This is a genomic window from Pseudomonas sp. BNK-45 (assembly GCF_047456255.1).
GTDB lineage: Bacteria > Pseudomonadota > Gammaproteobacteria > Pseudomonadales > Pseudomonadaceae > Aquipseudomonas.
The window spans coordinates 1,544,555-1,556,578 of record NZ_CP179909.1 but is presented as its reverse complement, the minus strand read 5'-3'; the positions used below and the strand labels follow the sequence as shown (position 1 = coordinate 1,556,578).

Below are 12,024 nucleotides of genomic sequence, written 5' to 3'. Positions count from 1 at the left end.
TGAGATTAGAAGCGGTAGTGCGAGAAAGCCTTGTTGGCTTCAGCCATACGGTGAACGTCTTCACGCTTCTTAACTGCAGCACCTTTGCCTTCGGCAGCGTCCAGCAGTTCGCCAGCCAAACGCAGAGCCATAGACTTCTCGCCGCGCTTGCGGGCGAAGTCTACCAACCAGCGCATTGCCAGAGCGTTACGACGGGACGGACGAACTTCGACCGGAACCTGGTAAGTAGCACCGCCTACACGGCGCGACTTCACTTCGACCAGCGGAGCGATGGCGTCGAGAGCTTTCTCGAAGATTTCCAGGGGATCGCTGTTCTTGCGCTCTTTAACTTTTTCCAGCGCGCCATAAACGATACGCTCGGCAACGGCTTTCTTGCCGCTCTCCATTACGTGGTTCATGAACTTGGCGAGGATCTGGCTTCCGTATTTCGGATCGTCCAGAATCTCACGTTTGGCTGCTACGCGACGTCTTGGCATTGATAAGCCCTCAAACGGTCTTCAGGTTAGCTCGGGACAGTTGATCCAATGGACGCGTGCCCGACCTTACTCTTATCGACTCAATATAATTAAAAACTGCAAAACGGCCGATTACTTCGGACGCTTGGTACCGTACTTCGAACGACCTTGGTTACGACCTTTAACGCCGGAGGTATCCAGGGAGCCACGAACGGTGTGATAACGAACACCTGGCAAGTCTTTTACACGACCGCCGCGAATCAGAACGACGCTGTGCTCTTGCAGGTTGTGGCCTTCACCACCGATGTACGAGGAAACCTCGAAACCGTTGGTCAGACGCACACGGCATACTTTACGCAGTGCCGAGTTAGGTTTTTTCGGCGTAGTGGTATACACGCGAGTGCACACGCCACGACGTTGCGGGCAGTTCTGCAGCGCAGGCACGTCGGATTTCTCGACGATACGCTTACGCGGCTGACGTACCAGCTGGTTGATAGTTGCCATCTACTAGCTCCACTGTTGTCTTTCGACATAAACAAAATGGCAGAGCAGGAGCTCCACCAAATTTAGGGGTACAAGAGTCTAAAGAGGATCCCGTCCCCAGTCAAGGCAAGGCCCCGGCCTCTCCGATCAGTGAACCGCGACAAACATGTCTCGATTCTCAGTCGGAAAAACCGGGGCCTCATCTCAATCTACTGCAGACCTCAGTTACCGCTGGAGTTCAGCGCTTCAGTCAGTGCTGCTTCGACTTCGCTTGCGCTTACACGCAGTGGCTTGTCTGCATCACGACGGCGCTTACGCTCACTGTGGTAAGCCAGGCCGGTACCGGCCGGGATCAGACGACCCACGACCACGTTTTCCTTCAGGCCGCGCAGGTAGTCGCGCTTGCCGGTCACTGCTGCTTCGGTCAGAACACGAGTGGTCTCTTGGAAGGAGGCCGCCGAGATGAACGACTCAGTGGACAAGGACGCCTTAGTAATACCCAGCAGTACGCGGGTGAACTTGGAGATGAACTTGTCTTCAGCGCTCAGACGCTCGTTTTCTACCAGTACGTGGGTCAGTTCCATCTGGTCGCCCTTGATGAAGCTGGAGTCGCCGGATTCGGCAATCTCAACTTTACGCAGCATCTGACGCAGGATGGTCTCGATGTGCTTATCGTTGATCTTCACGCCCTGCAGACGATAAACGTCCTGGATCTCGTTAACGATGTACTTGGCCAGCGCACTCACACCCAGCAGACGCAGGATGTCGTGTGGATCGCTCGGACCGTCGGAAATAACTTCGCCGCGGTTCACTTGTTCGCCTTCGAAGACGTTCAGGTGACGCCACTTCGGAATCAGCTCCTCATACGGATCGCTACCGTCGTTCGGAGTGATGACCAGACGGCGCTTGCCCTTGGTCTCTTTACCGAACGCGATGGTGCCGCTGACTTCAGCCAGAATCGAGGCTTCCTTCGGACGACGAGCTTCGAACAAGTCGGCAACACGCGGCAGACCACCGGTGATGTCGCGGGTCTTCGAAGTTTCTTGCGGAATACGAGCGATAACATCACCGATCGCAATCTGCGCACCGTCGGCAACACCCACAAGGGCGTTAGCCGGCAGGAAGTACTGGGCCGGTACGTCGGTACCTGGCAGCAGCAGATCCTTGCCATCCATACCCACCATCTTCACGGCTGGACGAATGTCCTTACCGGCAGCTGGACGGTCTTTGACGTCAAGTACTTCAATGTTGGTCATACCGGTCAATTCGTCAGTCTGACGCTTGATCGTGATGCCTTCTTCCATGCCCACGTAGGTCACGGTACCTTTCATTTCGGTAACGATTGGGTGAGTGTGCGGATCCCACTTGGCCACGATGGCACCAGCGTCGACCTTATCGCCTTCCTTCACCGAAATCACAGCACCGTAAGGCAGCTTGTAGCGCTCGCGCTCACGACCGAAGTCGTCGGCAATTGCCAGCTCGCCCGAACGCGACACGGCAACCAGGTGACCATCCACCCGCTCAACGTGCTTCAGGTTATGCAGACGGACGGTACCGCCATTTTTCACCTGTACGCTGTCCGCTGCCGAGGTCCGGCTTGCCGCACCACCGATGTGGAACGTACGCATCGTCAACTGGGTGCCCGGCTCACCGATGGACTGGGCAGCGATTACGCCAACCGCTTCACCGATGTTCACCAGGTGACCACGAGCCAGGTCGCGACCGTAGCACTTGGCGCAGATGCCATAACGGGTTTCGCAGCTGATCGGCGAACGCACGATCACTTCGTCGATGCTGTTCAGCTCGATGAACTCAACCCACTTCTCGTCGACCAGAGTGCCCGCAGGAACGATGACGTCCTCGGTACCCGGCTTGAATACGTCACGGGCGATAACACGACCCAGAACGCGCTCACCCAGAGGCTCTACAACGTCACCGCCTTCAATGTGCGGAGTCATCAGCAGACCGTGCTCGGTGCCGCAATCGATCTCGGTTACAACCAGATCCTGCGCCACGTCTACCAGACGACGAGTCAGGTAACCGGAGTTCGCAGTTTTCAACGCGGTATCCGCCAGACCTTTACGAGCACCGTGAGTCGAGATGAAGTACTGGAGTACGCTCAGACCTTCACGGAAGTTCGCAGTAATCGGCGTTTCGATGATGGAGCCATCCGGCTTGGCCATCAGACCACGCATACCGGCCAACTGACGGATCTGTGCAGCGGAACCCCGCGCACCCGAGTCAGCCATCATGTACATCGAGTTGAACGACTCTTGCTCGACTTCTTCGCCGTGACGGTCAATGACCTTCTCTTTCGAGAGGTTGGCCATCATCGCCTTGGATACTTCGTCGTTAGCCTTCGACCAAAGGTCGATCACTTTGTTGTACTTCTCGCCCTGGGTTACCAGGCCGGAGGCGTACTGGCTCTCGATTTCCTTCACTTCGTCGGTGGCAGCACCGATGATGCGGGCTTTTTCATCCGGGATAACGAAGTCGTTAACGCCGATCGAAACGCCGGAAATGGTCGAGTAAGCAAAACCGGTGTACATCAACTGGTCAGCGAAGATCACGGTCTCTTTCAGACCCACCACGCGGTAGCACTGGTTGATCAGCTTGGAGATCGCTTTCTTCTTCATCGGCAAGTTGACGACGTCGAAAGACAGGCCTTTTGGCACAACCTGGAACAGCAGCGCACGGCCGACAGTAGTGTCGACAATACGGGTGGTGCTCACGCTGCCGCCATCGCGATCATTGACGGTTTCGTTGATACGAACCTTGATCTTGGCGTGCAGAGCAGCTTCGCCGGCGCGGAATACACGGTCGACTTCCTGCAGATCGGCGAACACACGACCTTCGCCTTTGGCGTTGATCGCTTCACGGGTCATGTAGTACAGACCCAATACAACGTCCTGCGACGGAACGATGATTGGCTCACCGTTGGCTGGCGACAGAATGTTGTTGGTCGACATCATCAACGCACGCGCTTCCAGCTGGGCTTCCAGCGTCAGCGGAACGTGCACGGCCATTTGGTCGCCGTCGAAGTCGGCGTTGTACGCCGCACAGACCAGAGGGTGCAGCTGGATAGCCTTACCTTCGATCAGTACCGGTTCAAACGCCTGGATGCCCAGACGGTGAAGGGTCGGTGCACGGTTGAGAAGCACTGGGTGTTCGCGAATCACTTCAGCGAGAACGTCCCAAACCTCTGGCAGCTCGCGCTCGACCATCTTCTTGGCAGCTTTAATGGTCGTGGCCAGGCCACGCATTTCCAGCTTGCCGAAAATGAACGGCTTGAACAGCTCGAGAGCCATCTTCTTCGGCAGACCGCACTGGTGCAGACGCAGGGTCGGACCTACGGTAATTACCGAACGACCGGAGTAGTCAACGCGCTTACCGAGCAAGTTCTGACGGAAACGACCTTGCTTACCCTTGATCATGTCAGCCAGGGATTTCAGAGGACGCTTGTTCGAACCGGTAATAGCGCGGCCACGACGACCGTTGTCGAGCAAGGCGTCGACGGCTTCCTGCAACATACGCTTTTCGTTGCGCACGATGATGTCCGGAGCGGACAGATCCAGCAGGCGCTTCAAACGGTTGTTACGGTTGATCACTCGACGATACAGGTCGTTGAGGTCGGAAGTCGCAAAGCGACCGCCATCCAGCGGAACCAGTGGACGCAGATCTGGCGGCAGAACCGGCAGAACGGTCAACACCATCCACTCTGGCAGGTTGCCGGAGCCTTGGAAGGCCTCCATCAACTTCAGACGCTTGGACAGCTTCTTGATCTTGGTTTCCGAGTTGGTTTGCGGAATCTCTTCACGCAGACGGCCAATCTCGTGCTCCAGGTCGATAGCGTGCAGCAGCTCGCGGACAGCCTCGGCACCCATGCGGGCGTCGAAGTCATCACCAAACTCTTCCAGCGCTTCGAAGTACTGCTCGTCGTTCAGCAGCTGACCCTTTTCCAGGGTGGTCATGCCTGGATCGATAACGACGTAGCTCTCGAAGTAGAGAACGCGCTCGATATCACGCAGGGTCATGTCCATCAGCAGGCCGATACGGGACGGCAGCGATTTCAGGAACCAGATGTGGGCAACCGGCGAGGCCAGCTCGATGTGCGCCATGCGCTCACGACGAACCTTGGCCAGTGCAACTTCAACGCCGCACTTCTCGCAGATCACGCCGCGATGCTTCAAGCGCTTGTACTTACCGCACAGGCACTCGTAATCCTTTACCGGGCCAAAGATCTTGGCGCAGAACAGGCCGTCACGCTCAGGCTTGAACGTACGGTAGTTGATGGTTTCCGGCTTTTTAACTTCACCGAACGACCACGAACGGATCATCTCAGGCGAAGCCAATCCGATACGGATGGCGTCGAACTCTTCGACTTGACCCTGGTTTTTCAGCAAATTCAGTAGGTCTTTCAAGGCCTTTCCTCCTGGCGGAGCAGAGAGCGGGCAATCCTGCCCCGCTCTCGATTCGCGTCACGTGTTATTCGGTTTCCAGATCGATATCGATGCCGAGGGAACGAATTTCTTTGATCAACACGTTGAAGGACTCGGGCATGCCCGGCTCCATACGGTGATCGCCGTCCACGATGTTTTTGTACATCTTGGTACGACCGTTCACATCGTCCGACTTCACTGTGAGCATTTCTTGCAGAGTGTATGCAGCACCGTATGCTTCCAGTGCCCAGACCTCCATCTCCCCGAAACGCTGACCACCGAACTGCGCCTTACCACCCAGCGGCTGCTGGGTAACCAGGCTGTACGAACCGGTAGAACGAGCGTGCATCTTGTCGTCTACCAAGTGGTTCAGTTTCAGCATGTACATGTAGCCAACGGTAACTGGACGCTCGAACTTGTTGCCGGTACGGCCGTCGGTCAGTTGCATCTGGCCGCTCTCTGGCAGGTCCGCCAGTTTCAGCATGGCCTTGATTTCGCTTTCCTTGGCGCCGTCGAACACCGGAGTGGCCATTGGCACACCGCCGCGCAGGTTGTTCGCCAGATCCAGAATCTCCTGATCGGAGAAGCTGTCCAGGTCTTCATTGCGACCGCCGATCTGGTTGTAGATTTCGTCCAGGAAAGTGCGCAGCTCCGCCACCTTACGCTGCTCTTCAACCATGCGGTTGATCTTCTCGCCCAAACCTTTGGCCGCGAGGCCCAGGTGAGTTTCGAGAATCTGACCAACGTTCATACGCGAAGGTACGCCCAGCGGGTTGAGGACGACGTCGACCGGGGTGCCATTGGCATCGTGCGGCATGTCTTCAACCGGCATGATCACGGAGACCACACCCTTGTTACCGTGACGACCGGCCATCTTGTCGCCCGGTTGGATGCGACGACGGATTGCCAGGTAGACCTTGACGATTTTCAGCACGCCTGGAGCCAGGTCATCGCCCTGCTGCAGTTTGCGCTTCTTGTCTTCGAACTTGTCGTCCAGCAGACGGCGGCGGTCAACGATGTAGGCCTGAGCCTTCTCGAGCTGCTCGTTCAGAGCATCTTCAGCCATGCGCAGTTTGAACCACTGGCCGTGCTCAAGACCGTCGAGAACTTCGTCGGTGATTTCCTGGCCTTTCTTCAGACCGGCGCCGCCTTCGGCTTTATGGCCGACCAGAGCGGAGCGCAGACGTTCGAAGGTCGCGCCTTCCACGATGCGGAACTCTTCGTTCAGATCCTTGCGGATCTCGTCGAGCTGGCTCTTCTCGATGGACAGAGCACGAGCGTCACGCTCAACGCCGTCACGAGTGAAGACCTGTACATCAATGACAGTACCCTTGGTACCGGTAGGCACACGCAGGGAGGTGTCTTTAACGTCGCTGGCTTTCTCACCGAAGATCGCACGCAGCAGCTTCTCTTCCGGAGTCAGTTGAGTCTCGCCTTTCGGAGTGACCTTACCGACCAGGATGTCGCCTGCGCCAACTTCAGCACCTACATAAACGATACCGGCTTCGTCCAGCTTGTTCAGTGCAGCCTCGCCCACGTTCGGGATGTCTGCAGTGATTTCCTCTGGGCCAAGCTTGGTGTCACGAGCCACGCAGGTCAGTTCCTGAATGTGGATCGTGGTGAAGCGGTCTTCCTGAACCACACGCTCGGACAGGCAGATGGAGTCTTCGAAGTTGAAGCCGTTCCATGCCATGAACGCGATACGCATGTTCTGACCCAGTGCCAGCTCACCCATGTCGGTGGACGGACCATCGGCCATGATGTCGCTGCGCTGTACCCGATCACCCTTTCTCACCAGCGGACGCTGGTTGATGCAGGTGTTCTGGTTGGAGCGGGTGTACTTGGTCAGGTTGTAGATATCAACACCGGCTTCGCCAGTCTCAACTTCGTCATCCGCAACACGAACCACGATACGGCTGGCATCGACCGAGTCGATCACGCCGCCACGACGAGCCACAACGCAAACACCGGAGTCACGGGCAACGTTGCGCTCCATGCCGGTACCTACCAGCGGCTTGTCGGCACGCAGTGTCGGTACAGCCTGGCGCTGCATGTTGGAACCCATCAATGCACGGTTGGCGTCGTCGTGCTCGAGGAACGGGATCAGCGACGCTGCAACCGAAACTACCTGCTTCGGCGAAACGTCCATCAAGGTGACATCTTCCGGCGCCTTGACAGTGAATTCGTTCAAGTGACGAACAGCTACCAGCTCATCGATCAGTTGACCTTTGTCGTTCATGGTCGCCGAAGCCTGGGCGATCACGTGATCGGCCTCTTCGATGGCGGACAGGAACACAATCTCGTCGGTAACCAGAGCGTCTTTCACCACACGGTACGGGCTCTCAAGGAAGCCATACTGGTTGGTGCGCGCATAGGCCGCCAGGGAGTTGATCAGACCGATGTTCGGACCTTCCGGCGTTTCGATCGGGCATACACGACCGTAGTGAGTCGGGTGTACGTCACGAACCTCAAAGCCTGCGCGCTCGCGCGTCAGACCACCTGGGCCGAGTGCAGAGACACGACGCTTGTGGGTGATCTCGGAGAGCGGGTTGTTCTGGTCCATGAACTGCGACAGCTGGCTGGAACCGAAGAACTCTTTCACTGCCGCCGCCACTGGCTTGGCATTGATCAGGTCTTGCGGCATCAGGCCTTCGCTTTCGGCCATCGACAGACGCTCTTTGACCGCACGCTCTACACGCACCAGGCCAACGCGGAACTGGTTCTCGGCCATTTCGCCTACGCAGCGAACACGACGGTTACCCAGGTGGTCGATGTCATCGACAATGCCTTTACCGTTACGGATGTCGACCAGAGTCTTCAGTACGGCAACGATGTCTTCTTTGCACAGCACGCCGGAACCTTCGATCTCGGTACGACCGATCCGACGGTTGAACTTCATCCGGCCAACGGCGGACAAGTCATAGCGCTCAGGGCTGAAGAACAGGTTGTTGAACAGCGTCTCGGCTGCATCTTTGGTCGGCGGCTCGCCAGGACGCATCATGCGATAGATCTCGACCAGCGCTTCCAATTGGTTGCTGGTGGAGTCGATCTTCAGAGTGTCGGAAACGAACGGACCGCAGTCGATGTCGTTGGTGTACAGAGTTTCGATGCGAACAACCTGAGCCTTGGCGATTTTTGCCAGAATTTCAGTGTTCAGCTCGGTGTTGCACTCTGCCAGGATTTCGCCGGTAGCCGGGTGCACGATAGCCTTGGCGGTGGTACGACCCAGGACATAGTCCAGAGGTACATCCAGCTCCTTGATACCGGCTTTTTCCAGCTGGTTGATGTGACGAGCGGTGATACGACGACCCTGCTCGACAATAACCTTGCCCTTGTCATCCTGGATGTCCAGAACGGCAATTTCACCACGCAGGCGCTGAGGCACCAGCTCCAGGCTCAGGCTCTCGCCTTTCACATGGAATACGTTGGTGGTGTAGAAAGCGTCCAGCACTTCTTCAGTGGTGTAACCCAGCGCGCGCAGCAGAACCGACGCAGGCAGCTTGCGGCGACGGTCAATACGGACGAACACGCAGTCTTTCGGGTCGAACTCGAAGTCCAGCCACGAACCGCGGTACGGAATGATCCGCGCAGAGTAAAGCAGCTTACCGGAGCTGTGCGTCTTGCCACGGTCGTGGTCGAAGAATACGCCAGGGGAACGGTGCAACTGGGAAACGATTACACGCTCGGTACCGTTGATTACGAAGGTACCGTTCTCAGTCATCAGGGGGATTTCACCCATGTAGACTTCTTGCTCTTTGATGTCCTTGATCGCTTTATTCGACGATTCTTTGTCGAAAATGATCAGACGGACTTTTACCCGCAAAGGTACGGCGTAAGTCACACCACGCAACACGCATTCTTTAACATCAAACGCCGGTTCGCCCAGGCGATAACCGACATACTCCAACGCAGCATTGCCGGAGTAGCTGATGATCGGGAAAACGGATTTGAAGGCCGCATGCAGGCCCACGTCGCGGAACTGATCTTTAGTCGCTCCCGCTTGCAAGAATTCACGATACGAATCCAGCTGGATGGCCAGGAGGTACGGCACATCCATGACGTCCGGCAACTTGCTAAAGTCCTTGCGGATACGTTTTTTCTCAGTATATGAGTAAGCCATCAGCGTTCCCCAGCTTGGTCACCTGCTTATTCGGCTTCTCCCGACGGGAGCAGCCAGAAAATCGTGCAAACCCTTTGGTTTGCGCCACCGCACAGGGTGGGTTACAGCACGTTAAAGGCACCGACCCAGTCGGTCGCCAATAACGGAAAAAGGCCGGTGGCAAAAGCCACCAGCCATCAGCCGTTCGCTTAACGCTTGGGCTGGAGACACAAAGTCGATGCTTACTTGAGCTCGACTTTAGCGCCTGCTTCTTCCAGAGCTGCTTTGGCTTTTTCAGCTGCTTCTTTAGCAACAGCTTCCAGAACCATGGCAGGAGCGCCGTCAACTACAGCCTTGGCTTCTTTCAGGCCCAGACCGGTCAGTTCACGTACAGCCTTGATCACGTTAACTTTCTTCTCGCCAGCTTCGGTCAGCATGACGTTGAATTCAGTTTGCTCTTCAACAACAGCGGCAGCAGCAGCTGGGCCAGCGGCGGCAACAGCAGCGGTAACGCCGAAGGTTTCTTCCATTGCCTTGATCAGCTCAACAACTTCCAGAACGGTTTTCTGGCCGATTGCTTCGATGATTTGCTCGTTAGTCAGAGACATGACTATAAATTCCTGTATTGGGGTGACAGCCTACGCAGCCATCAAATTAAACATATGATTTTGAAAGGGCTTGCGGTGCCTTAGGCAGCAGCAGCTTCTTTCTGGTCGCGAATAGCCGCCAGAGTACGAGCCAGCTTGCTGGTAGCGCCTTGAATCACGCTCATCAGCTTCGCAATAGCTTCGTCGCGAGTTGGCAGCGAAGCCAACACGTCGATCTCGTTTGCTGCGAGGTACTTGCCCTCGAACGCAGCTGCCTTGATCTCGAACTTGTCCTGACCCTTTGCGAACTCTTTGAAAATACGAGCGGCAGCGCCCGGATGTTCCTTGGAGAATGCAATCAGGGTAGGGCCGACGAACGCGTCGTTGAGCACGTCATATTGAGTGCCTTCAACAGCGCGCTTGAGCAGGGTGTTACGTACAACACGTACGTAAACACCAGCTTCGCGGGCCTCTTTACGGAGTCCGGTCATTGCGCCTACTGTCACGCCGCGGGCATCAGCCACAACAGCAGACAGAGCGACTTTGGCAGCCTCGTTGACTTCAGCGACGATGGCCTTCTTGTCTTCGAGTTTAATTGCCACGGGTTTAACTCCTGCTTGTTACCGTTTCATCCAACCGGAGCTGGATGTCGTTTTGGTGTCTGATTCGGTAAGGAACCGGGAGCACCATCTGCGTAGGCTTGAGGTTTAAGACTTGCGTCGCCTACGGTCTTGGATAGCCCCCGCCAGGCAGGGACCCCAATTTTTCAGCGGATGCAATCACTTGCATCCGCTTGTGTCTTATACGTCCAGCGAACCCTGGTCGATGACCAGACCTGGGCCCATAGTGGTGCTCAGGGTAACGCGCTTGACGTAGATGCCTTTCGAAGAAGCTGGCTTGATACGCTTCAGGTCAGCGATCAGGGCTTCAACGTTTTCCTTCAGCTTGACGGCGTCGAAGCCGACCTTGCCAACGGAAGTGTGGATGATGCCGTTTTTGTCGGTGCGGTAACGAACCTGACCAGCCTTGGCGTTCTTGACTGCCGAAGCTACGTCTGGAGTAACGGTACCGACTTTCGGGTTAGGCATCAGGCCACGAGGACCCAGAACCTGACCCAGCTGACCTACAACGCGCATTGCATCCGGGGAAGCAATAACTACGTCATAGTTCAGGTCGCCGCCTTTCATTTCGGCAGCCAGATCATCCATACCTACGCGGTCTGCACCGGCAGCCAGAGCAGCTTCAGCAGCTGGACCCTGGGTGAACACAGCTACACGTACAGTCTTGCCAGTGCCGTGCGGCAGCACAGTAGCGCTACGAACAACCTGGTCAGATTTACGTGGGTCTACGCCCAGGTTCACAGCAACGTCTACGGACTCGCTGAACTTAACGGTCGACAGCTCGGTCAGGAGAGCGGCGGCTTCTACGAAGTTGTAGGCCTTGCCTGCTTCAATCTTGCCGGCGATAGCCTTTTGGCGCTTGGTCAGCTTAGCCATTACACACCCTCCACGTTAAGGCCCATGCTACGAGCAGAACCGGCGATAGTACGCACGGCTGCATCCATATCAGCTGCAGTCAGATCCGCGTTTTTAGTTTTCGCGATCTCTTCCAACTGAGCACGGGTAACGGTGCCAACCTTAACGGTGTTCGGACGAGCGGAACCGCTGGTCAGACCAGCAGCTTTCTTCAGCAGAACCGAAGCAGGGGTGCTCTTAGTTTCGAAAGTGAAGCTGCGGTCACTGTAAACAGTGATGATCACAGGAGTCGGCAGACCTGGCTCAAGACCCTGAGTACGGGCGTTGAAAGCCTTGCAGAATTCCATGATGTTCACGCCGTGCTGACCCAGAGCTGGACCAACGGGCGGGCTTGGGTTGGCCTGAGCGGCCTTAACTTGCAGCTTGATGTAAGCAGTAATCTTCTTAGCCATGAGGCACTCCAATTACGGGTTCAGACGCCTAGAA

The 12,024-nt window shown here is 56.3% G+C and carries 8 protein-coding genes; all 8 read right to left on the bottom strand.

What is annotated here, in order from left to right; all coding sequences use genetic code 11:
* Positions 1-5: 5 nt before the first annotated feature.
* The 8 genes from rpsG to rplK all read right to left on the bottom strand — a co-directional run bounded on the left by rpsG (position 6) and on the right by rplK (position 11,990).
* Entirely contained in the window at positions 6-476 is a 471-nt protein-coding gene (gene rpsG, locus ACMGG8_RS07160) for a 30S ribosomal protein S7 (RefSeq protein WP_007925959.1), read from the bottom strand.
* Between the two features lie 111 nt (positions 477-587).
* Positions 588-959, bottom strand: a complete 372-nt coding sequence (gene rpsL / locus ACMGG8_RS07155) for a 30S ribosomal protein S12 (protein WP_003186084.1) — start codon at positions 957-959, stop codon at positions 588-590.
* 200 nt (positions 960-1,159) lie between these two features.
* Positions 1,160-5,359, bottom strand: a complete 4,200-nt coding sequence (rpoC, locus tag ACMGG8_RS07150) for a DNA-directed RNA polymerase subunit beta' (RefSeq protein ID WP_060841341.1) — start codon at positions 5,357-5,359, stop codon at positions 1,160-1,162.
* 64 nt (positions 5,360-5,423) lie between these two features.
* Positions 5,424-9,497 (bottom strand): DNA-directed RNA polymerase subunit beta, encoded by a 4,074-nt coding sequence (gene rpoB / locus ACMGG8_RS07145; RefSeq protein WP_016968678.1) that lies wholly within the window; start codon positions 9,495-9,497, stop codon positions 5,424-5,426.
* Positions 9,498-9,718: 221 nt separating this feature from the next.
* Complete coding sequence (gene rplL / locus ACMGG8_RS07140; protein ID WP_060841342.1) at positions 9,719-10,084, bottom strand: 50S ribosomal protein L7/L12; 366 nt, start codon at positions 10,082-10,084, stop codon at positions 9,719-9,721.
* An 80-nt stretch (positions 10,085-10,164) separates the two neighbouring features.
* Entirely contained in the window at positions 10,165-10,665 is a 501-nt protein-coding gene (rplJ, locus tag ACMGG8_RS07135) for a 50S ribosomal protein L10 (RefSeq protein WP_016968679.1), read from the bottom strand.
* Positions 10,666-10,863: 198 nt separating this feature from the next.
* Positions 10,864-11,559: a 50S ribosomal protein L1 gene (rplA, locus tag ACMGG8_RS07130; protein ID WP_011063782.1), complete on the bottom strand. Its 696-nt coding sequence runs from the start codon at positions 11,557-11,559 to the stop codon at positions 10,864-10,866.
* Entirely contained in the window at positions 11,559-11,990 is a 432-nt protein-coding gene (gene rplK / locus ACMGG8_RS07125) for a 50S ribosomal protein L11 (RefSeq protein ID WP_003176435.1), read from the bottom strand. Before rplK ends, rplA begins: the two co-directional genes overlap by 1 nt.
* Positions 11,991-12,024: the final 34 nt, after the last annotated feature.

Bases quoted from the DNA above. Each gene is read 5' to 3' on its own strand.
- rpsG (WP_007925959.1), bottom strand. From the start codon at position 476: ATGCCAAGACGTCGCGTAGCAGCCAAACGTGAGATTCTGGACGATCCG.
- rpsL (WP_003186084.1), bottom strand. From the start codon at position 959: ATGGCAACTATCAACCAGCTGGTACGTCAGCCGCGTAAGCGTATCGTC.
- rpoB (WP_016968678.1), bottom strand. From the start codon at position 9,497: ATGGCTTACTCATATACTGAGAAAAAACGTATCCGCAAGGACTTTAGC.
- rplL (WP_060841342.1), bottom strand. From the start codon at position 10,084: ATGTCTCTGACTAACGAGCAAATCATCGAAGCAATCGGCCAGAAAACC.
- rplA (WP_011063782.1), bottom strand. From the start codon at position 11,559: ATGGCTAAGCTGACCAAGCGCCAAAAGGCTATCGCCGGCAAGATTGAA.
- rplK (WP_003176435.1), bottom strand. From the start codon at position 11,990: ATGGCTAAGAAGATTACTGCTTACATCAAGCTGCAAGTTAAGGCCGCT.